The organism is Zestomonas ipomoeae, assembly GCF_057128665.1.
Map to the genome: position 1 here is coordinate 702147 of NZ_JBSKHQ010000001.1, position 20814 is coordinate 722960.

Below are 20814 nucleotides of genomic sequence, written 5' to 3' on the forward strand. Positions count from 1 at the left end.
ATCAGGCAAGACGGGCGAGCATTTCGCGCGCCTCCTGCTGCTGGCTGTCGTTACCCTCGTTCATCACCTCATCGAGGATATCGCGGGCCCCCTCGGTATCGCCCATGTCGATGTAGGCACGAGCCAGATCCAGCTTGGTCGCGCTCTCATCGGTGCCGGAGAGGAAATCGAAGTCGTCGTCCGCATCGAGGCCAGCCATAGCCGGCGCACTCGCTGCCGCCGGAGCAGCTGGCTCAGGCTCGTCGAACGGCTGATCCAGACTACCGGACAGTTGATCCAACTCTTCGCTGACCTCATCGAGCTGGGCCCCAAAGGTATCGGCCTCCGGCGCCTCAGGCTCGGACAAGCCCTCCTCAGCCAGGGAAAGATCGAAGTCCGCGGGCAGATCAAGGTCAGCCACCGGCTCCGGCTCTTCCTGCGGAAGATCAAGGCTCAGGTCGGCAAAGTCGTCAGCGGCAGCCGGAGCGGGACTCAGGTCCTCATCCAGGCTGAGCATGAAATCGTCTTCTTCCACTGGCGCAGCGGGCGCCGGGGCAGCCTCTTCTTGCAGGTCCAGGCTGAAGTCAGCCAGATCGTCACCCACTCCCTCGGCCGTCGTTTCGCTCGCCAGTTCGAGATCGAAATCGAGATCTTCCTCGACAGGGCCACTGGCGACAGCCGGCGAGTCAAGGTCGCTATCCAGTGCCAGATCATCCAGGTCGAGGGTCGAATCGCTGGCAGCCGCTGCACGGACATCGCGATCCAAGTCGGCTTCCAGGTCATCCAGGCTCAGTTCGAAGGCATCGTCCATATCCTGGCTGGCAGGGGCGGCCGCAGGCTCATCAAGGGTCAGGTCATCAAGGCTGAAACTATCCAGGTCATCGCTTGCCGCTGCACCGGCGAACCCTGCAGCGGCGGCAGTAGCCATGGCCGGGTACTTGGCCTTCAGTTGCTCGACCTGGGCGTTGGAGCCGCCGATCTCGCGCAACTCGCTTTCCTGACGGGCGAAACCTTCACGGTCCCCCAATTCAGCCTGGACCTCCATCAACTTGAGACGCAGATCGCTGCGCTGCGGCTCCTGGTTGATCGCGTTCTGCAGCAACTCCGCGGCCTGGCTGAAACGACCGTAGGCGATATAGATATCGGCCTCACCCAGCGCATCGCCAGTTTGCGCCGATACACGCTCTTCCATCGCCGCCGGAGCGGCAGCGGGCTCGCTGGCGCTTTCCAGGCCGCCCAAGTCACTGGTAGGCATGTCCAAGCTGGAGAAAGCGTCGTCTTCATCCTCGGCGATCAAGCTGTTCTGCAGTTCGGCTTCCTTCATCGCATTGCGACGGGAGAGCACCATCAGCCCCACCAACAGCAGGAGCAGCACGCCACCACCGGCGATGCCGAGCATCATCGGATTGGCCAGCAGATCGTCCAGAAAGCTGGTCGGCTCAGGCTGAGGAACAGGGGCGGGTTGCGCGGGCTTGGCGGCTGCAGGTTTCTCTGCCGGCTTAACGGCGCCAGCCGGCTCACTGGCCGGCTGCTGGGGGTTTGCTGCGGCCGCCGCATCGGGCTTGACCGGCTCCTCGTAGTTGAAGTCCGGTTCAGCCGGCGGCGTCTGCGCCGGCTTTACCTCTGGCGTAACCGCCTGCTCGCCGGGCGTGGCCGGCGCCTGGACAGGAGTCTCGACCGCTGGCTGCTCCGGCACCACCGGAGCCGGTGCCGCCTCACCCGATTTCTCGGCCTGCGCCGCCAGATCGGCCTGCAACTTCGCGAGCTGGGCATCTTTCAACTGGATCAGGCGCTGCAGCTTGTCCAACTGGCTCTGCAGATCGCTGACGCGGCTGGTCAGTTCGGCGTTTTCGCGACGGGTCGAATCCAGGCTTTCCTGGGTCACCGCCAGCTTGTCGGCCAGGACCTTGCTGTCACCCTTGTTACCCTTGTCGCTACCTGCGGTGGTCTTGCCGGCTTCGCCGGAAACCAGTCGCAGACTGTCTTTGCTCGCGCTCTGCGCCGGAGTAGCGCCAGCGGCGGTCCGCTTGGTGGCATCCAGCTGACGAGCGCCGCCCGCTACACCGCGGCTTTCACGCCATGCAGCATTCTGCGCGGTGACCTGGGCAATGGCCTCGCTCTGCGAACGGCTCTTGATCTGCTGCTCGTCGGGCAGGCGCAAGACCTGGCCACTCTTCAGCAGGTTGATGTTGTTATCGATGAAGGCGTCGGGGTTGAGATCCTGAATCGCCAGCATGGCCTGGTGAACGGAGTTGCCGCCACGCACACGCTCGGCGATTTCCCACAGCGTATCGCTACGGGTGGTCTTGTATTCGTTGCCTTCGAGGGTACGCGGCGCGGCAGTGGTCGGCTGCGCAGTCGCAGGACGGGTTGCCGTGACCGGCGCAGTGCTGCGCGTAGCTGCGCCAGCAACGACCGGCGCCTGCGGTGCCGGAGCGGCGTCTGGAGAATAGAGCGGCGGATCGAGCAGCAGGGTGTACTCGCGCAGCAAACGGCCATTCGGCCAGAGCACTTCGACGAGGAAATTCAGGTAGGGCTCACGTACCGGCTTGCTGGAAGTCACCCGAATGACGCTCTTGCCATTGGGCTTGACCACCGGAGTGAACTTCAGATCGGTGAGGAAGTAGGGACGGTCGACGCCTGCCTTGTTGAACTCATCCGGCGAAGCCAGGCTCGGAATCAACTCGTTCGAGGCCAGATCGCGCACCTCGACCAGTTCGATTTCAGCCACCAATGGCTGATTCAGCGCAGACTGCAGGTTAACTTCACCCAGCCCCAGCGCTTGCGCCATACCGGAGGTCAGCGCCGAAGCAGCTGCGATTGCCAGCACCAGTTTGCGAACCCGAACCATAGCGTTATCCCTTGTTTTATCTTTTTTTCTCGATAGTCGAGAGGGTCTTATTCGTCGCTGCCTGCTCCCACCCAAGGGTGGTTCCCCGTCAGCGATCAGCTAAGCCAGTATTGCCAAGCTAGAATAGTTCTTCAAATTTTCAGGTAAGTATCTTTTACAGATAGTGTTTTATCAACAACTCACCTAACTGCACAGCGTTGAGCGCCGAGCCTTTTCGCACATTATCAGACGTGATCCACAAATTGAGTTGGGTCTTGTCGTCCAATCCGCTGCGTACCCGCCCAACGTAAACGACATCCTGGCCGAGCGCATCGCCGACCGCTGTCGGATAATCGTCGTTTTCGACCAACTCCACGCCCGGCGCGGCCTCCAGGGCCGCCTTGACCGCCTTGAGGTCCACTTCGGCGCTTGCCTGCAGCGACACGCTGAGACTATCGCCAAAGAAAACCGGAGCCTGCACGCAGGTGGTGGATACTACCAAGTCGGCAGCATCCATTATTTGCTTTAGCTCACTGAGCAGACGTCGCTCCAGTCGACTGTGTCCGCTTTCGTCGATTTCCCCGACCTGCCCCAGCAAATTGAAGGCGATCTGTCGGTCAAAGTACCGTGGCTCAAGGGGGCGCGCGTTGAGCAGCTCGGCGGTCTGCCGGGCCAACTCGTTGACGCCTTCGCGACCCTGGCTGGAAACGGCCAGACAAGCGGTCGTATAGATAGCCTTCAATTCCAGAAGCGCTCGCAGTGGCGCAAGCACCACCGCCAGGGCGGTCGCTGCAGCGCTTGGGCTGCTCAGCAGATAAGGCGCATTGAGGGTATCGAGCAAACGGGCGTTGGCCTCCGGCACGATGCACGGCGCTTGCGCGGCCGGCAGCGCACCGGATAGATCGATCAGCGAACAGCCCGCTGCCGCGGCTCGGGGGGCGTGATTCCGGGTGACGTCCGCGCCAGCGACGAAAAATGCCAGCTGAACCTGGGAGAAATCGAATTCATCAACGGCACGTACCCGCAGATTCCTGCCCTTGAACGGCAAGGAGCGCCCGGCGGACTCGCCGCTGGCCAGCAGATGCAGGTTGGCTACGGGAAAGTCGCGCTCGCCCATCAGCTCGACAAGAGTTTCGCCGACGGTGCCGGTGGCGCCGATGACGGCGACATCGAAGGTTTGGCTCATGAAACTGCCTCAGCGAAAAGGAGAGGCACTTTATAGATCAGTCGAGGGAAAAGGTAGAAGCGAATCCCGCAATGCGATGGACAGCACGCCCTTTTCACATCGCGAAACCCGCTTTCGCCGGCAAGACCGGTGGATCAACGCTCCAGCAGGATGCGCAGCATGCGCCGCAGCGGCTCGGCTGCGCCCCACAGCAATTGGTCGCCGACGGTGAACGCGCCAAGGTACTGCGAGCCCATGTTCAGCTTGCGCAGGCGGCCTACCGGAACGCTCAGGGTACCGGTGACCACGGTCGGCGACAGCTCGCGCATGCTGGCGTCGCGTTGATTCGGCACCAGCTTCACCCAGGGGTTGTGCTGGCTGATCATGCCTTCGATATCGGCGATCGGCACATCCTTGTTCAGTTTGATGGTCAGCGCCTGGCTGTGGCAGCGCATGGCGCCGATGCGCACGCAGATACCATCGACCGGGATCGGGTTCTTGAAGCGGCCGAGAATCTTGTTGGTTTCGGCCTGGGCTTTCCACTCCTCGCGGCTCTGCCCGTTCGGCAGTTCCTTGTCGATATAGGGAATCAGGCTACCGGCCAGCGGCACGCCGAAGCTGTCCACCGGGAAGGCGTCGCCGCGCATGGTTTCGGCCACCTTGCGGTCGATGTCGAGGATGGCACTGGCCGGGTTGGCCAGGTCGTCGGCCACTGCGCCATGGATCGAGCCCATCTGCTTGATCAGCTCACGCATGTTCTGCGCGCCGGCACCCGACGCTGCCTGGTAGGTCATCGCGCTCATCCATTCGACGAGGCCGGCCTCGTACAAGCCGCCAAGCGCCATCAGCATCAGACTGACGGTGCAATTGCCGCCGATGTAGTTCTTGGTGCCGGCATCCAGCTGCTGGTCGATCACCTTGCGATTGACCGGATCCAGCACGATCACCGCATCGTCATGCATGCGCAGGCTGGAGGCAGCATCGATCCAGTAGCCTTGCCAGCCGGCTTCGCGCAACTTGGGGAAGACTTCGTTGGTGTAGTCGCCGCCCTGGCAGGTGAGGATCACATCGAGGCTCTTCAGCTCGTCGATGTTGTAGGCATCCTTCAGCGCTGCGGTGTCCTTGCCGATGTCCGGACCCTGCCCGCCGACATTGGAGGTGGTGAAGAAGATCGGTTCGATCAAATCGAAATCCCGCTCTTCCAGCATCCGCTGCATCAGGACCGAGCCCACCATGCCGCGCCAACCGATCAAACCTACACGTTTCATTGCAACACACCCTAAAAAAGAAGTGGACCGCTGCCGGGCAGCGGACCCAAGAGATTACAGATTCCGCAGCGCCTCGACTACCGCATCGCCCATGGCTCGGGTTCCGACCCTGGTGGTGCCTTCGGAATGAATGTCGCCGGTACGCAGGCCCTGGTCGAGCACCTTGCTGACCGCCTGCTCGATGGCATCCGCCGCGGCCGTCTGATTGAAGCTGTAACGCAACATCATCGATACCGAAAGAATGGTCGCCAACGGGTTGGCAATGCCCTGCCCGGCGATGTCCGGCGCCGAGCCGTGGCACGGCTCGTACATACCCTTGTTGTTGGCGTCCAGCGAGGCCGACGGCAGCATGCCGATGGAGCCGGTGAGCATCGAGGCCTCGTCCGACAGGATGTCGCCGAACATGTTGTCGGTGACCATCACGTCGAACTGCTTGGGCGCCCGCACCAGTTGCATGGCGGCATTGTCGACGTACATGTGTGACAACTCGACGTCCGGGTAGTCCTTGGCCACCTCCTCCACCACCTCGCGCCACAGCTGGCTGGAAGCAAGTACGTTAGCCTTGTCCACGGAGCAGAGCTTCTTGTTGCGTACACGGGCCATGTCGAAGCCAACCCGGGCGATACGACGGATTTCGCTCTCGCTGTATGGCAAGGTGTCGTAAGCCTGGCGCTCGCCGTTTTCCAGAACGCGTTGTTCGCGCGGCTGGCCGAAGTAGATGCCGCCGGTCAGTTCGCGAACGATGAGGATGTCCAGCCCCGCCACCACCTCCGGCTTGAGGCTGGACGCCGCCGCCAGTTGCGGGTAGAGAATCGCCGGCCGCAGGTTGGCGAACAGGCCAAGCTGCGAGCGGATCTTCAGCAGGCCGCGCTCGGGGCGGATGTCGCGCTCGATCTTGTCCCACTTCGGCCCGCCGACCGCACCGAGCAGCACCGCATCGGCCTGGCGTGCGCGCGCCAGGGTTTCGTCGGCCAGCGGCACGCCATGCTTGTCGATGGCGGCCCCGCCGATCACGTCATGGGCCAGCTCGAAGCCGAGCTGGAACTTGTCGTTGGCCAGCTCCAGGACCTTGACCGCTTCGGCCATGATCTCCGGACCGATACCGTCGCCGGGAAGAATCAGAATCTGTTTGGACATGGGGATTTCCTTCGGAAATAGCTGCAAGCTGCGAGTTGCAAGCCACAAGTAGCCGGTGCCTTTGCTTGTAGCTTGCCGCTCCAGTTATTTGATCGCGCCGAACAGCCAGGGGCTGCCCTGCCGGTGTTTGGTTTCAAAGGCCTTGATCGCTTCGGCGTCCTGCAAGGTCAGGCCGATATCGTCGAGCCCGTTGAGCAGGCAGTGCTTGCGGAAGGCGTCTACCTCGAAGCGGTATTGCTTGCCGTCCGGACGGGTCACGGTCTGCGCCGCGAGGTCGACGGTCAGCTGGTAGCCTTCGGCAGCCTCGCACTGCTGGAACAGTTCGTCGATATCCTGCTCGTCGAGCACGATCGGCAACAGGCCGTTCTTGAAGCTGTTGTTATAGAAGATGTCGGCAAAGCTCGGCGCGATGATGGCCCGGAAACCGTACTCGTCCAGCGCCCAGGGCGCGTGCTCGCGGGACGAACCGCAGCCGAAGTTCTCCCGGGCAAGCAGCACGCTGGCGCCCTGGTAGCGCGGGAAGTTCAGCACGAACTCCGGGTTGACCGGGCGTTGCGAGCAATCCTGGTTCGGCTGGCCGACATCCAGGTAGCGCCATTCGTCGAACAGGTTGGGGCCGAAGCCGGTGCGCTTGATCGACTTGAGAAACTGCTTGGGGATGATCTGGTCGGTGTCGACGTTGGCGCGATCGAGCGGCGCGACGAGACCGGTGTGCTGGGTAAAGGCTTTCATGTTCGGTCTCCTCAGGCCTGGATCAGTTCGCGCACATCGATGAAGCGACCGGTCACCGCAGCCGCAGCGGCCATCGCCGGGCTGACCAGGTGGGTACGACCACCGGCACCCTGGCGGCCTTCGAAGTTGCGATTGGAGGTGGACGCGCAATGCTCGCCGCTGCCCAGCTTGTCCGGGTTCATCGCCAGGCACATGGAGCAGCCCGGCTCACGCCATTCGAAGCCGGCCTCGATGAATATCTTGTCCAGCCCTTCCTTCTCCGCCTGGGCCTTCACCAGGCCGGAACCCGGAACCACCAGGGCCTGCTTGATGGTCGGGGCGACCTTGCGCCCCCTGGCGACTTCGGCCGCGGCACGCAGGTCTTCGATACGCGAGTTGGTGCAGGAACCGATGAACACGCGATCCAGGCGGATGTCGGTGATCGGCTGGTTGGCGGCGAGCCCCATGTACTTCAAGGCCCGCACGATGGAGTCGCGCTTGACCGGATCGGCCTCGGCCGCCGGGTCCGGCACGTTCTGGTCGACCGCCAGCACCATTTCCGGCGAAGTCCCCCAGCTCACCTGCGGCTTGATCTCCTCGGCACGCAACTCGACCACGGTGTCGAAGTGCGCGTCGGCATCGGAAACCAGCCCGCGCCACTGGGCAACGGCCATGTCCCAATGCTCGCCGCTCGGCGCGAAGGGCCGACCTTTCACGTAATCGATGGTCTTCTCGTCGACGGCGACCAGCCCGACCCGGGCGCCGGCCTCGATGGCCATGTTGCAGAGGGTCATGCGGCCTTCGAGGGACAGGTCGCGGATCGCGCTGCCGGCGAATTCCAGTGCATGGCCGTTGCCGCCCGCGGTGCCGATCTTGCCGATCACCGCCAGCACGATGTCCTTGGCGGTAACGCCAAAAGGCAGTTGGCCCTCGACCGAGACCAACATGTTCTTCATCTTCTTGGCCACCAGACACTGGGTGGCCAGCACGTGCTCCACTTCAGAGGTGCCGATGCCATGAGCCAGCGCACCGAAGGCTCCATGGGTGGAAGTATGCGAGTCGCCGCAGACCACGGTCATGCCCGGCAGGGTGGCGCCCTGCTCCGGGCCGATAACGTGCACGATGCCCTGGCGGACGTCGTTCATCTTGAATTCGAGGATGCCGAAGTCGTCGCAGTTCTCGTCGAGGGTCTGCACCTGGATGCGCGAGACTTCGTCGGCGATGGCCTCGAGGCCGCCCTGGCGCTCGTTGCGCGTGGTCGGCACGTTGTGGTCCGGAGTGGCGATGTTGGCGTCGATGCGCCAGGGTTTGCGGCCGGCCAGGCGCAAGCCTTCGAAGGCTTGCGGCGACGTCACTTCGTGAAGGATGTGGCGGTCGATGTAGATCAGCGACGACCCATCGTCGCGGCGCTTGACCTCATGCATATCCCAGAGTTTGTCGTAGAGCGTTCTGCCGGCCATTCGGTTTCCCTCATCAGGTGTTTCTATGCCTGGGGGCGAATAGCCCTTTGGCTTATGGGGGAAGATGCTATGGCTTGCGCCCCGATAACTCAAATTCATATTTTTTATTCAATGCATTCCCACAGAGAATGCCGCTAAGCTAGCCTGGCCTATCTTCCCTCTCGATGCCAACGCCCGGAGCCCGCGTGGACCTCGCCAACCTCAACGCGTTTATCGCCATCGCCGAAACCGGCAGCTTTTCCAGCGCCGCCGAGCGCCTGCACCTGACCCAACCGGCGGTCAGCAAGCGCATCGCCAGCCTCGAACAGCAGCTCGACGTGCGCCTGTTCGATCGCCTCGGACGCGAGGTCAGCCTGACCGAGGCGGGACGAGCGTTGCTGCCGCGGGCCTACCAGATTCTCAACGTGCTGGACGACACCCGCCGCGCCCTGACCAACCTGACCGGTGTGATCGGCGGCCGGCTGACCCTCGCGACCAGCCACCATATCGGCCTGCACCGTCTGCCGCCGCTGTTGCGCGCCTTCACCCGCGCCTATCCGCAGGTCGCCCTCGATATCCAGTTCCTCGATTCGGAAGTGGCTTACGAGGAAGTACTGCACGGGCGCGCGGAGCTGGCGGTGATCACCCTGGCGCCGGAAGAGCAAACGCTGGTCAAGGCCGTGACAGTCTGGGACGACCCGCTGGACTTCGTCGTTGCCCCCGAGCACCCGCTGGCCCGCAACGAGGCGGTGACGCTGGCCGATGTCGCCTTGCATCCGGCGGTGTTTCCCGGCGGCAATACCTTTACCCACCACATCGTGCGCAGGCTGTTCGAGGCGGAGGGACTGACGCCAAACATTGCCATGAGCACCAACTATCTGGAGACCATCAAGATGATGGTCTCCATCGGCCTGGCCTGGAGCGTGCTGCCGCGCACCATGCTCGACGAGCAGGTCGCCCGCCTGCCGCTGCCGGGCATCCAGCTACAGCGCCGGCTCGGTTACATCCTGCACACGGAACGCACCCTGTCGAACGCGGCCAAAGCCTTCATGGCATTGCTCGACCGGCAGCGCGACAGCCTTGCGTAGGCGCCGAGGCAGAGGCTAACGTGAAGCCATAACGATAATAAGAAGGTACGGCATGCTTCGATCCGGACAGCCCCTGGCTGGCAATCCACCCCTTCAGCACACAGGACGGGCCGCCGATGGCCAACGCCAGTGACCGCTTCCCGCCCCTCCCCTATGTTCCTGCCCTCGACCCCGTCGAGTTCGAGCAGTCCTGGCAGGACGCACCGCGTCTGCTGGCGGCGCTGAACGCAGCGCGGCTGGGCGCCTGGTCCTGGGACATCCACAGCGGGCAAGTCAGTTGGTCCCGCGGCGCCCAGGCGCTCTTCGGCCTGGACCCCAAGCGACCGGTGCGCATACCGGTCAACTACATCGAAATGATTCCCGAGGAAGACCGCCAGGCGGTGATGCGCTCATTCCAAGCGGTGCTCGACGGCGAGCCGGAAACCCGCTGGCTGCGTCATCGGATTCGCTGGCCCGACGGCAGCCTGCACTGGCTGGAAATCAGCGGCTGCCTGCAGCAGGACAGCGACGGCAAGCCGATGATGATCGGTGTGGCACGGGAAATCACCGAACAGCAAGAGCGCGAGCAGGAGCTGGCCAGCTCGGAAAAGCGCTTTACCAGCCTGTTCCGCCTGAGCCCGGATGTGGTCCTGCTGGAGCGCTTCGCCGATGACGTGATTACCGAGGCCAACCAGCACTTCCAGAGCCTGTTCGGCTGGCCCGCGGAGGACGTGATCGGCCGCTCCAGTGTCGACCTGGGCCTCTGGGTGGACACCGGCCAGCGCGAACGCCTGCGCCAGCAGGCCCGCGCCCACCGCGAGCCGCATGTACAGGAGGTGCAATTGCGCACCCGCGACGGGCGCATTCTCGACGGCATGCTATCCAGCCAATACCTGGAATTGGACGAGCAACCGTTTCTGCTCAGCAGCTTTCTCGATGCCAGCGAACGCAAACGTGCGGAGGCGGCGCTGCGGGCGAGCGAAAACAAGTTTGCCAAGGCCTTTCGCAATTCACCCGACACCATCGTCATCACTGAAAAAGCCAGCGGCCGTTTCGTCGAGATCAACCCCAGCTTCGAACGCCAGTTCGGCTGGAGCCAGGCCGAGGCGGTCGGCCGCACCTCGCTGGAACTCGGCCTATGGGCCAACCCAGAGGATCGCCAGCGCATGCTCGACGCCATGCAGGACGACGGCACGCTCAAGCCAGTCGAAGCCTGCCTGACCAGCCGCACCGGCCAATCGAGCACCAACCTGATCCACGGCGGCGAGATCGAGCTGGACGGCGTGCCCTGCCTGCTGCTCAGCGTGCGCAACATCACCCACGAGCGCGCACAGGAGCAAGCGCTGAAGGACAGCCAGGAACGCCTGACCCTGGCGCTGGAATCGGCCGACCTGGGCAACTGGGATTGGCACATACCCAGCGACACCCTGTACGGCTCGGCGCGCGCCTCGGCCCTGCACGGACTGACCGCCGAGCCCTACCATGGCGACTTCGGCCATTTCTTCAGCCAGGTACCTGCCGAGGACCAGCAGCGCATGCGCCTGGCCTACCAGGAGCTGATCAGCGGCCGGCGCCGCGAATACCAGATCATCTACAGGGCACGCTTCGCCAACGGCGAAACCCACCATTTGGAGAGCACCGCCAAGCTCTACCGGGACGAAAACGGCCAGCCCGTGCGTATGGCGGGCATTCTCATGGACATCACCGAGCGGGTGCACCGCGAGCAACGCCTGGCGGCCTCCGAGGAAAAATTCTCCACGCTGTTCCAGGCCAGCCCGGACCCCATCTGCGTCTCCCGTATTCGCGACGGGGTGTTCATCGAGGTCAACCCCGCCTTCAGCGAAGTCTTCGGCTGGCGCCCCGAGGAGATCGTCGGCCGCAGTGCGCCCGAGGTGCGCTTCTGGGCCGACCCGCAGGAGCGCCGCCGGCTGTACGACAAGCTCACCGCCCAGCAGGGTCTCAACAACGAGGAGGTGCGCTATTTCACCCACGATGGCCGGGAGCTGGCCTGCGTGGTTTCCAGCCGCTTCATCCGCGTCGAGCGCCAGCTGTGCATCCTTTCGACGTTCCGCGATGTCAGCGAGCGCCAGGAAGCCGAGGCGGCGCTCAAGGCCAGCGAGGAGAAGTTCGCCAAGGCTTTCCACTCCAGCCCCGACGCCATCACCATCACCGAGCGCGACAGCGGCTGCTACATCGAAGTCAACGAAGGTTTCTGCCGCCTGACCGGGTACCGCCCGGAGGAAGTGATCGGCCGCAGCTCGCTGGACCTGAACGTCTGGGCCGAGCCGGCGCAACGGGCCCGCCTGCTCGAGCGGCTGCACCGCGACGGTCACGTGCTGCACATGGAAATGCTCGGCCAACACCGCAGCGGCCAGGTCAAGGTGGTGGAGGTGTCGGTAGAGCCGATCGAGCTGAACGGCAAGGATTGCCTGCTGCTGACCGCCCGCGACGTCAGCGAACTGAAGGATGCCCAGGCGCAGATCCAGCACCTGGCCTACCACGACTCGCTGACCAACCTGCCTAACCGCGCACTGCTGATGGATCGCCTGACCCAGCAGATCGCCCTGCACAAGCGCCACGACCTGCGCGGAGCCCTGCTGTTTCTCGACCTCGATCACTTCAAGAACATCAACGACTCGCTCGGCCATCCGGTGGGCGATGCGGTACTGAAAATGATCACCGCGCGCCTGGAAGCCAGCGTGCGCCAGGAGGACACCGTGGCGCGCCTGGGCGGCGACGAATTCGTCGTCCTGCTGTCCGGGCTGGAGGGGCGACGCTCGGAAGTGACCCGCCATATTCGCCACGTGGCGGAAAAGCTGCGCCAGTTGCTCGGCGAGCCGATGCTGCTCGACGGCCAGCGCCTGCAGGTCACGCCGAGCATCGGCATGGCGTTGTTTCCCGACCACGGCGATACGCCCGCCGACCTGCTCAAGCGCGCGGACATCGCGCTCTATCGCGCCAAGGACTCCGGCCGCAACGCCATCCAGCTGTTCCGCAGCACCATGCAGCAGGCCGCCAGCGAGCGGCTGCGGCTGGAGAGTGACCTTCGCCTGGCGCTGGCGCGAGGCGAGTTCGAGCTGCACTTCCAGCCACAGGTGGATGCGCGCAACCAGCGCATCATCGGCGCCGAAGCGCTGTTGCGCTGGCAACACGCCACGCTGGGCCCGCAATCGCCGGCGCAGTTCATCCAGGTGCTGGAGGAAAGCGGCCTGATCCTGGAGGTCGGCGCCTGGGTGCTGGCGGAGGCTTGCCACGCCTGCGCGCGACTGCTGGCGGATGGCCTGGTCAACAGTCGGGAGTTCAGCCTGTGCGTGAACATCAGCCCACGGCAGTTCCGCCAGAGCGACTTCGTTGAACGCGTCGAGAACAGCCTGCGCAGCAGCGGCCTGGCGCCGCATATGCTGAAACTGGAGATCACCGAAGGTATCGTCATCCAGAACGTGGAAGACACCATCGGCAAGATGAACCGCCTGAAGAAGCTCGGCGTCAGCTTCGCCATGGACGATTTCGGCACCGGCTATTCGTCGCTGACCTACCTCAAGCGGCTACCGGTGGATGTGCTGAAGATCGACCAATCCTTCGTACGCGACGCTACCAAGGACCCCAACGACGCCGAGATTATCCGCGCCATCGTCGCCATGGCCCGCAGCCTGCGTCTGGAGATGATCGCCGAAGGCGTCGAGCATGCGGAGCAGCTCGAGTTTCTCGAGCAGCAAGGTTGCCACCTCTACCAGGGCTACCTGTTCAGCAAGCCGCTGCCGCTGGCGGGGTTCCGCAGCCTGCTCGAGACGGCGGACAAACCGCAGGCTCTATGAACGAAACAGGGCGCCGGAGGCGCCCTGTTCACTATGCATCACTCAGGACTGCAGCGCTGGCTGTTGTCCCTGGATCGGGATGCGCTTGGGCTTGGCTTCTTCCGGAACGACACGCTCCAGGTCGATGTTCAGCAGACCGTTGGCCATGGTCGCGCTCCTGACTTCGATGTGGTCGGCCAGGCGGAACGACAGTTTGAAGGAGCGCTGGGCGATGCCCTGGTGCAGGTAGGTGACCTCCTCGTTGCCATTGCGCTTGGCGCCGGTGACGGTCAGCACCCCACGCTCGACCTGCAGATCGAGATCCTCGTCCTGGAAGCCGGCGGCGGCGATGACGATGCGGTACAGCGCATCACCATGCTTCTCGACGTTGTAGGGCGGGTAGCTGCTGCCGCTCTCGTTGCGCAGCGCGGACTCGAACAGATCGTTGAAGCGGTCGAAACCGACCGAGTGGCGGAACAAGGGAGCCAGGGAAAAGGCGGTAGTCATGAAGATTCTCCTGATTTTCAGCGAGGGGTTGATGACGGGACCCGCTAGCGGCATCCCGACACTCACCGAAATAGGGACAGGCGAAACGATTTCAAGGGCAACCCTGGATGAACGTGCAACGCGCGGCAATCAGGCTGTCGCCAGGCACTGCCGCGGCTGCGCGCCCAGCAGAGCGTCGATACGCTGGCAATCGTTCTCCCGGCGCAGCTCGGCGAACATCTGCACCGCTTCGGGGTAGCTGCGGGTGAGCATCGCCAACCACTGTTTCAACCGCCCCGGCGCATAGCGCGGCGACAGCTTGCCCCGTGCCTGGCGCCAAAATTCGCGCAGCAGGGGCAGCAGCTCGTGCCAGCTCATCGGCTGCACCGCCAGGCCGGCCCGAGCGGCGGCGATCTGCCGGGCCAGGTCGGGACGCGACACCAGCCCACGGCCGAGCATAATGTCCTCCACGCCGCTGATTTCCCGGCAACGACGCCAGTCATCGAGGCTCCAGACCTCGCCATTGGCGAAAACCGGAACCCCGACCGCCTCCTGCACCCGCGCTACCCATTCCCAGTGGGCGGGCGGCTTGTAGCCGTCCACTTTGGTACGCGCATGCACCACGATCTGCGCGGCACCACCCTCCGCCAACGCCCGGGCGCAATCCAGGGCGCCGTCGGGACTGTCGAAGCCCAGACGCATCTTCGCCGTCACCGGAACGCCCGGCGGAACCGTCCGGCGCACGTCGCGCACGATGGCATGCAGCAATTCAGGCTCCTTCAGCAACACAGCCCCGCCGCGGGATTTGTTCACCGTCTTGGCCGGGCAACCGAAATTCAGATCGATCACCGGCGCCCCCAGGGTGCAGGCAAACGCCGCATTGTCGGCCAGGCACGCCGGGTCGGAGCCCAGCAGCTGCACGCGCATCGGCGTTCCGGCCGGCGTACATGAACCTTGTGCCAGCTCCGGCGCCAACTTGAGGAAATGCGGCGCCGGCAGCAGACGATCGCAGACGCGAATGAATTCGGTCACGCACCAGTCGATGCCGCCCACGCGGGTCAGCACATCACGAAGAATTTCATCGACCAGCCCCTCCATGGGCGCCAGGGCGATCTGCATACATCCAGCCTCGGAAAAAGGGGCGTCATTCTAAAGGGCCATGCGCGCGCCGGGGAACCAAGCGATGAACGTAGTGAGCCTTTTCGGTGCAGCAGGGTCCGAATTGAGGCAGTAGCCCATTATCTGGAGGTGTGACATGACTATTCGCTCCATTCCCCTGTTGCTGGGTGCCAGCCTGCTGGTGAGCGCCGCCCTGGTTCAAGCCGACGACAAAACCTACGGAACGCCGACGGGCGACAGCCAGATGCAGCAGGACCGCCCTAACGATCAGCGCAACATGAACGACGATCTGGACGAGGCCCCCTACGGCCCGACCTCGAGCGGCAATCGCACCCAGGACGACCGCTATGACAACCAGCGTAACCGAATGGACAACGACCCCACCGACCGCGAGAGCATCCAGCAGGATTGGCGGAAGAACGCCGAAGAGCGCAAGGAGAACGACCTGCGCAACCCCAGCGAATGATGCGCACGGGGGCAGCGATGAGTCGGTGGCCTCATAGCTGCAGCGGATAGGGTTCCATCAGCGCCCTGCCGTATCCCTCGATGAACTCCACCGGCATTCGCTTGGGCTTGCCGGTGGAGAGCTCGATACAGACGAACGTAGTCTGCGCCCGCAACAACGTGGTGCCGTCGCCAGGCCGCATCAGCTGGAAGCGGCGCGTCATCTTCAACCGCTGGTCGGACTCGACGATCCAGGTCGCCAGTTGCAGCGCTTCGTCCCGGTAGGCACTGGCCAGGTAATCGATCTCATGGCGCCGGACCGCCATGGCGCGATCCAGACGACGGTAGTCATCCAGATCCAAGCCCAGCGACTGGGAGTGGCGCCACGCGCAGTGCTCCAGCCAACTGACATAGACGGCATTGTTGACATGACCAAGTCCATCGATGTGCTCGTCCGCTGCCTGGATGTCGATAACGAACGGCGTAGGCAGATCCCAATTCATGCCCGGACTGCCTCTGTTGAAAGTGCCATATGCGATTCCCTGTTCTCGCTGCGCCCTGGCGCGAATGCGCAAGAGTTTAGGGCAAACCGCGGCAGGCATCGCCCCTTGCCTGCCATCCCCGAAATGAATTGACCGGAATCGTCCGCACGCCCGCGCGCATGCGCATCGCGGGCGGGCAGCCCTGCTAGGACGCCAGCGCCGGCTCCGCCTGACGTGCCCGGGCAAGCAACTCGAGCACCGCCTGGACCAGCCGGGGATCGCCCAGCACGCGCCGGTGCCCACCCTGTTCCAGACGCAGCAAGCGACTGTCGAACCAGGCGTCATGGATGATCTGCGACTCGCTTGCCGGCACCATCACATCGTCCTCGGCGTGCACGATGAGCCCTGGCAGGTCCAGCTGGTAGCGCTGCACATCGAGCTGTGCCGCCGGCATGCCGGCGTACTGTTCGACCTGGCGGATGAAATGCGAGCGCGCCTGCGGCGGCAACCCCATGAAGTTGGCGAAGCGCCGCAGCATGGTCAGCACCCGGCTCGGCGCCGCGATGGTGACCAGGGCATCGGCCTTCAACCCCATTTGGGTCGCCAGTAGCGCACTGGCGCCGCCCAGGGAGTGGCCGATCACCGCCCTCAGCGGCGGCAGTTCGCTGGACGCTTCCAACAAGGCGCGGGCGAATTGCACCACGCTGGCCTCCTGCCCCGGCGAGCGCCCATGGGCTGGCGCATCCAAGGCAACCACACCATAGCCATGGGCAACCAGCGCCTCGATCAGGGCGGCAAACTGGGTCGGCCGCCCTTCCCAGCCATGCAACAGCAACACGGTCGGCCCCTGCCCCCAGCGCAGCGCGGACAATCCGAAACGCAGGGTGATGCGCTCGGAATTGGCCAACAGCGGCAGCTCCCAGTCTTGCGGCGGCAGCGCGCGCGGCGTCATGAAGGCCCGGCGCATCCTGCTCGCCAGCGCATGCGGAGCCAACCGGCCAACGGTGGCGTTGATTCCTCGGGTCCAGGTCAGATTGCTCACTTCGGCACCTCCTCAGATTACCGCCGACTTGGCGGCACGCAGGACGCGGTCGGACAACTCGCTCGGACCCAGGGCCCGCGCCAAAGCCAGTCCGCCCACCATCAACGCAAAATCGGCCAGCACGCTGTCGGCCTCTTCGGGGCTGCCAGCCAGTTCAGCCATCATCAGCTCCAGATGCTCTGCCAACGCCTGGCGAAACCCGTCGGGCAAGCGCGCGAGTTCGCCAAGGGAACTGGGCAATGGACACCCCTCGACCTTGGCGTCGCGATGCTTGCGAGAGAGATAGAATGCCGCCACCAGCGCACGCCGCTCCGTCGCCGGCAGGCTGCGATCGACGTCACGCAACAGCTCACGGCGACGCCCGAGCAACTGGCAGAAGGCCTCCAGCATCAACGCATCCTTGCTGTCGAAATGCGCATAGAAGCCACCGACCGTCAGGCCGGCTGCCCCCATGACCTCTCCCACGCTGGGTTCGGCGGGACCACGCTGAAGCAAGGCCGCGCCGGCCGCGGAAAGAATGCGCTCTCGGGTCTGGGTTTTCTTGCCACTCATGAGCCTGCCCTCGGAATATTATAGTTGAAATATTATCATCGTAATATTCCATGGCAAGTCGTCTTGGCAACCACTGGTCGCCAGAGCGGACTGGCAGGAAAGAGATTCAGAAAAACAAAAGGGCCATTCCAGTCAGGAATGACCCTTCAAAAAACCCGCAGAGCGGGAAATTGGCGTCCCCTAGGGGACTCGAACCCCTGTTACCGCCGTGAAAGGGCGGTGTCCTAGGCCACTAGACGAAGGGGACGCAAACCCTTCTAACAACTCGGCCAGCTAAAAAGCTGACCGTGGCAATTTGGTGGAGCTAGACGGGATCGAACCGTCGACCTCTTGCATGCCATGCAAGCGCTCTCCCAGCTGAGCTATAGCCCCGGATTTAGCGTCTCTCGACTCGCAACGCCGAAGCGCTGCTGCTGGAATAATGGCGTCCCCTAGGGGACTCGAACCCCTGTTACCGCCGTGAAAGGGCGGTGTCCTAGGCCACTAGACGAAGGGGACGCAAACCCTTCTAACAACTCGGCCAGCTAAAAAGCTGACCGTGGCAATTTGGTGGAGCTAGACGGGATCGAACCGTCGACCTCTTGCATGCCATGCAAGCGCTCTCCCAGCTGAGCTATAGCCCCATCTCAAGGACGGGGCGCATGTTAAGGGCGGCCCTGGGGGCTGTCAACAGAATTTTTCCCGCCCTTGAAACTTTTTCGCCACTAGAACAATTACTTAAGCGACAGGCGCGAGGAACACGCGGTCTTTGCGTGTCCCTCGCGGCGGTCAGGCAATCGCCGCCAGCTGCTTCTCCCATTCCTTGGTTTCCTTCTTCGAAACGCCACCGAGCAACTCGATGGCCTGGCGCAGGCGGTAGCGCGTCAGGTCCGGGCCGAGAATTTCCATGGCATCGAGCACCGATACCGAGCTGGCCTGCCCGGTGATCGCCGCGAACATCAGCGGCATGGCATCGCGCAGCTTGAGTTCGAGGTACTCGACCACTGCCTGTATGCAGCCGGTGATCCGCTCCTTGTCCCATTGGCGCAGCGCTTCCAGCTTCCACAAGATCAATTGCATCACCTGCCGCACCTGGTCCGCGCCGAGTTTCTTGTGCTCGAACAGCTTGGCGTCCAGCGGTACGCTACCGGCAAAGAAGAAACCGGCCAACGGCGCGATCTGGCTGAAGGTTTCCACCCGCCCCTGCACATGCGGGGCAATCTTCATCAGGTACTCAGGGTTGAACGCCCACTTTCGCACCTCGGCGGCAAACGCCTCGACGGACAGCTCCCGCAACCACTGACCGTTCAACCAGGAGAGCTTCTCCAGGTCGAATATCGGTCCGCCAAGGGAGACGCGCTGGATGTCGAAATGTTCGATCATTTCCGCCAGGGAGAACTTTTCCCGCTCATCCGGCATCGACCAGCCCATGCGCCCCAGATAGTTGAGCATGGCCTCGGGCAGGAAGCCCATGCGCTCGTAGAAGGTCACCGAGGTCGGGTTCTTGCGCTTGGACAGCTTGCTCTTGTCCGGATTGCGCAGCAGCGGCATGTAGCAGAGCGCCGGCTGCTCCCAGCCGAAGTATTCGTAGAGCTTGATCAGCTTGGGCGCCGAGGGCAGCCACTCTTCGCCGCGCAGCACATGGGTGATGCCCATCAGGTGATCATCCACCACGTTGGCGAGGAAATAGGTAGGCAGCCCGTCCGCCTTCATCAGGACCTGCATGTCCATGCGGTCCCATGGGATTTCCACATCGCCACGCAGCATGTCCGGAACGACGCAGACACCCTCGCTCGGCACCTTCATGCGCACCACGCTGGACTCGCCGGCCGCCAGCCGCCGCGCCACTTCGTCAGCGGGAAGCTGCATGCAATGGCCGTCGTAGCGCGGGGTTTCCTTGTTGGCCATTTGCTCGGCGCGCACCTGGTCGAGGCGCTCGGGCGTGCAGAAGCAGTGGAAGGCGTGCCCCTTGTCGACCAGCTCCCGGGAATATTTCTGGTAGATCGCGCCCCGCTCGCTCTGCCGATACGGGCCATGGGGGCCGCCGACGTCCGGCCCCTCATCCCATTCGATGCCCAGCCAGCGCAGGGAGTCGAAGATCTGCTGCTCGGACTCCCGGGTGGAGCGGAGCTGATCGGTATCTTCGATGCGCAGGATGAACTGGCCGCCGTGCTGGCGGGCGAAGCACAGGTTGAACAGGGCGATATAGGCGGTGCCGACGTGCGGGTCGCCAGTGGGCGACGGCGCGATGCGGGTACGAACGGTGGTCATGGGCGCTCTCTAGGCAGAGGAGATCAAAGGCGCGATGTTAGCAGGGGCGCCGTCGTCGGCTCCAGCAGACGCCCCTCCTCCACCGGCAGGCTGGCCATCAGGAAGTCGAGAAAGGTCTTCACCTTCATGGCCTGGAAGCGCCGCGAGGGGTAGACGGCATACAGCTCGCTGGTGGGCAGCCGAGCCTCGGGCAGCACCTCCAAAAGCCGCCCCTCTTGCACCGCCGCCTCGCTGATCATGATCGGCAGCCCGCCAATACCCGCCCCGGCCAACGCTGCCTCTCGGGCAAAGGTGATGTTGTTGCAGGACAGCACGCGCTGGCAGGCAATGCTCTCGCCAACCAGCGGCCAATGCCGCGGCGAGTCGTGATGCAGCAGAATCGCGCGATGGCCGGCCAGCTCCTCCACCGTACGCGGTGTGCCGTGGGCCTCCAGATAGCCAGGACTGGCGCACAGGCGACGACCACTCTCGAACAACTTGCGGGCGATCAGCGTGGAGTCCTGCGGCTGGCCGACCTGGATGGCGATGTCCACCCCCTCCTCCACCGGATCGACATTGCGCGAACTCAACTCGACTTCGGCGGTGATCTGCGGATATTGGCGCATGAACTCGCCAAGTACGCGCCCGAGAAACAACTGGCCGAACTCGATCGGCGCGGTGATCTTCAGCAATCCCGAGGGCGCCTGCTGCAGTTGCATCACCGCCTGCTCGGCTTCGGCGAAGTCCAGCATGATCTGCCGACAGCGCTCGTAATAGGCCTGCCCGACCTCGGTAAGGCGCAGCTTGCGCGTGGTGCGATTGAGCAGGCGCACACCGAGGCGCTCTTCGAGCAGCGCGATGCGCCTGCTGACCGTGGATTTCTGCATGCCCAGGCTCTGCGCGGCGAGCGTGAAGCTATGGCACTCCACCACACGGGTGAATATCAGCGCATCGTCCAGCCCCATGATTGTTCCCATCAAGCAACAAAGTTTGTCAATCTTACCGCCTGACTCACAAACAGCAACAGTGATAAATTCCCCTCCCCGATAAAAGCTACCCGTCGTACGAGC

At 63.7% G+C, this 20814-nt stretch carries 16 protein-coding genes and 4 tRNA genes; 3 read left to right on the forward strand and 17 right to left on the reverse strand.

Annotation, left to right across the window (positions count from 1 at the left end):
* Position 1: 1 nt before the first annotated feature.
* The 6 genes from ACWKV7_RS03170 to leuC all read right to left on the reverse strand — a co-directional run bounded on the left by ACWKV7_RS03170 (position 2) and on the right by leuC (position 8550).
* Positions 2–2830, reverse strand: a complete 2829-nt coding sequence (locus ACWKV7_RS03170; protein ID WP_483856175.1) for a motility hub landmark protein FimV — start codon at positions 2828–2830, stop codon at positions 2–4.
* A gap of 154 nt (positions 2831–2984) precedes the next feature.
* Positions 2985–3995 carry an aspartate-semialdehyde dehydrogenase gene (locus tag ACWKV7_RS03175; protein WP_483856176.1) on the reverse strand — a complete coding sequence of 337 codons (1011 nt, stop codon included), beginning with the start codon at positions 3993–3995 and terminating at the stop codon, positions 2985–2987.
* A 134-nt stretch (positions 3996–4129) separates the two neighbouring features.
* A complete protein-coding gene (gene asd / locus ACWKV7_RS03180; protein ID WP_483856177.1) occupies positions 4130–5242 on the reverse strand; it encodes an aspartate-semialdehyde dehydrogenase in 1113 nt (370 codons plus the stop codon).
* 54 nt (positions 5243–5296) lie between these two features.
* Positions 5297–6379, reverse strand: coding sequence for a 3-isopropylmalate dehydrogenase (gene leuB, locus ACWKV7_RS03185; protein ID WP_483856178.1), 1083 nt, complete (start codon positions 6377–6379; stop codon positions 5297–5299).
* An 84-nt stretch (positions 6380–6463) separates the two neighbouring features.
* Positions 6464–7111: a 3-isopropylmalate dehydratase small subunit gene (gene leuD, locus ACWKV7_RS03190; RefSeq protein WP_483856179.1), complete on the reverse strand. Its 648-nt coding sequence runs from the start codon at positions 7109–7111 to the stop codon at positions 6464–6466.
* Positions 7112–7122: 11 nt separating this feature from the next.
* A complete protein-coding gene (gene leuC, locus ACWKV7_RS03195; protein ID WP_483856180.1) occupies positions 7123–8550 on the reverse strand; it encodes a 3-isopropylmalate dehydratase large subunit in 1428 nt (475 codons plus the stop codon).
* A 185-nt stretch (positions 8551–8735) separates the two neighbouring features.
* Here leuC and ACWKV7_RS03200 point away from each other — a divergent pair, with 185 nt between their 5' ends.
* Complete coding sequence (locus tag ACWKV7_RS03200; RefSeq protein WP_483856181.1) at positions 8736–9617, forward strand: LysR family transcriptional regulator; 882 nt, start codon at positions 8736–8738, stop codon at positions 9615–9617.
* A gap of 116 nt (positions 9618–9733) precedes the next feature.
* Positions 9734–13411, forward strand: coding sequence for a PAS domain S-box protein (locus tag ACWKV7_RS03205; RefSeq protein WP_483856182.1), 3678 nt, complete (start codon positions 9734–9736; stop codon positions 13409–13411).
* A gap of 42 nt (positions 13412–13453) precedes the next feature.
* Here the strand turns inward: ACWKV7_RS03205 and ACWKV7_RS03210 are convergent, their stop codons facing one another.
* Positions 13454–13897 carry an Hsp20 family protein gene (locus ACWKV7_RS03210; RefSeq protein ID WP_483856183.1) on the reverse strand — a complete coding sequence of 148 codons (444 nt, stop codon included), beginning with the start codon at positions 13895–13897 and terminating at the stop codon, positions 13454–13456.
* 129 nt (positions 13898–14026) lie between these two features.
* Complete coding sequence (locus ACWKV7_RS03215) at positions 14027–14995, reverse strand: tRNA dihydrouridine synthase (RefSeq protein ID WP_483856184.1); 969 nt, start codon at positions 14993–14995, stop codon at positions 14027–14029.
* Positions 14996–15131: 136 nt separating this feature from the next.
* On the opposite strand from ACWKV7_RS03215, the gene ACWKV7_RS03220 reads away from it, so the two are divergent.
* Positions 15132–15461 carry a hypothetical protein gene (locus ACWKV7_RS03220; RefSeq protein ID WP_483856185.1) on the forward strand — a complete coding sequence of 110 codons (330 nt, stop codon included), beginning with the start codon at positions 15132–15134 and terminating at the stop codon, positions 15459–15461.
* A 31-nt stretch (positions 15462–15492) separates the two neighbouring features.
* Here the strand turns inward: ACWKV7_RS03220 and ACWKV7_RS03225 are convergent, their stop codons facing one another.
* From ACWKV7_RS03225 to ACWKV7_RS03265, 9 genes are all read right to left on the reverse strand, one after another.
* Entirely contained in the window at positions 15493–15942 is a 450-nt protein-coding gene (locus ACWKV7_RS03225; protein WP_483856186.1) for an acyl-CoA thioesterase, read from the reverse strand.
* Positions 15943–16126: 184 nt separating this feature from the next.
* Entirely contained in the window at positions 16127–16963 is an 837-nt protein-coding gene (locus ACWKV7_RS03230) for an alpha/beta fold hydrolase (RefSeq protein ID WP_483856187.1), read from the reverse strand.
* 12 nt (positions 16964–16975) lie between these two features.
* Entirely contained in the window at positions 16976–17515 is a 540-nt protein-coding gene (locus ACWKV7_RS03235) for a TetR/AcrR family transcriptional regulator (protein WP_483856188.1), read from the reverse strand.
* A 171-nt stretch (positions 17516–17686) separates the two neighbouring features.
* Positions 17687–17762, reverse strand: a tRNA-Glu gene (locus ACWKV7_RS03240).
* 49 nt (positions 17763–17811) lie between these two features.
* Positions 17812–17887: transfer RNA gene (locus tag ACWKV7_RS03245), tRNA-Ala, on the reverse strand.
* A gap of 50 nt (positions 17888–17937) precedes the next feature.
* Positions 17938–18013 (reverse strand) — tRNA-Glu (locus ACWKV7_RS03250).
* A 49-nt stretch (positions 18014–18062) separates the two neighbouring features.
* A tRNA-Ala gene (locus ACWKV7_RS03255) sits at positions 18063–18138 on the reverse strand.
* A 145-nt stretch (positions 18139–18283) separates the two neighbouring features.
* Positions 18284–19765: a glutamate--tRNA ligase gene (gene gltX, locus ACWKV7_RS03260; protein WP_483856189.1), complete on the reverse strand. Its 1482-nt coding sequence runs from the start codon at positions 19763–19765 to the stop codon at positions 18284–18286.
* Positions 19766–19788: 23 nt separating this feature from the next.
* Positions 19789–20709, reverse strand: coding sequence for a LysR family transcriptional regulator (locus tag ACWKV7_RS03265; protein WP_483856190.1), 921 nt, complete (start codon positions 20707–20709; stop codon positions 19789–19791).
* Positions 20710–20814: the final 105 nt, after the last annotated feature.

Bases quoted from the DNA above. Each gene is read 5' to 3' on its own strand.
- ACWKV7_RS03265 (WP_483856190.1), bottom strand. From the start codon at position 20,709: ATGGGGCTGGACGATGCGCTGATATTCACCCGTGTGGTGGAGTGCCAT.
- ACWKV7_RS03205 (WP_483856182.1), top strand. From the start codon at position 9,734: ATGGCCAACGCCAGTGACCGCTTCCCGCCCCTCCCCTATGTTCCTGCC.
- asd (WP_483856177.1), bottom strand. From the start codon at position 5,242: ATGAAACGTGTAGGTTTGATCGGTTGGCGCGGCATGGTGGGCTCGGTC.
- ACWKV7_RS03235 (WP_483856188.1), bottom strand. From the start codon at position 17,515: ATGAGTGGCAAGAAAACCCAGACCCGAGAGCGCATTCTTTCCGCGGCC.
- leuC (WP_483856180.1), bottom strand. From the start codon at position 8,550: ATGGCCGGCAGAACGCTCTACGACAAACTCTGGGATATGCATGAGGTC.
- ACWKV7_RS03220 (WP_483856185.1), top strand. From the start codon at position 15,132: ATGACTATTCGCTCCATTCCCCTGTTGCTGGGTGCCAGCCTGCTGGTG.
- ACWKV7_RS03215 (WP_483856184.1), bottom strand. From the start codon at position 14,995: ATGCAGATCGCCCTGGCGCCCATGGAGGGGCTGGTCGATGAAATTCTT.
- gltX (WP_483856189.1), bottom strand. From the start codon at position 19,765: ATGACCACCGTTCGTACCCGCATCGCGCCGTCGCCCACTGGCGACCCG.
- ACWKV7_RS03210 (WP_483856183.1), bottom strand. From the start codon at position 13,897: ATGACTACCGCCTTTTCCCTGGCTCCCTTGTTCCGCCACTCGGTCGGT.
- ACWKV7_RS03175 (WP_483856176.1), bottom strand. From the start codon at position 3,995: ATGAGCCAAACCTTCGATGTCGCCGTCATCGGCGCCACCGGCACCGTC.
- ACWKV7_RS03170 (WP_483856175.1), bottom strand. From the start codon at position 2,830: ATGGTTCGGGTTCGCAAACTGGTGCTGGCAATCGCAGCTGCTTCGGCG.
- leuB (WP_483856178.1), bottom strand. From the start codon at position 6,379: ATGTCCAAACAGATTCTGATTCTTCCCGGCGACGGTATCGGTCCGGAG.
- ACWKV7_RS03225 (WP_483856186.1), bottom strand. From the start codon at position 15,942: ATGAATTGGGATCTGCCTACGCCGTTCGTTATCGACATCCAGGCAGCG.
- leuD (WP_483856179.1), bottom strand. From the start codon at position 7,111: ATGAAAGCCTTTACCCAGCACACCGGTCTCGTCGCGCCGCTCGATCGC.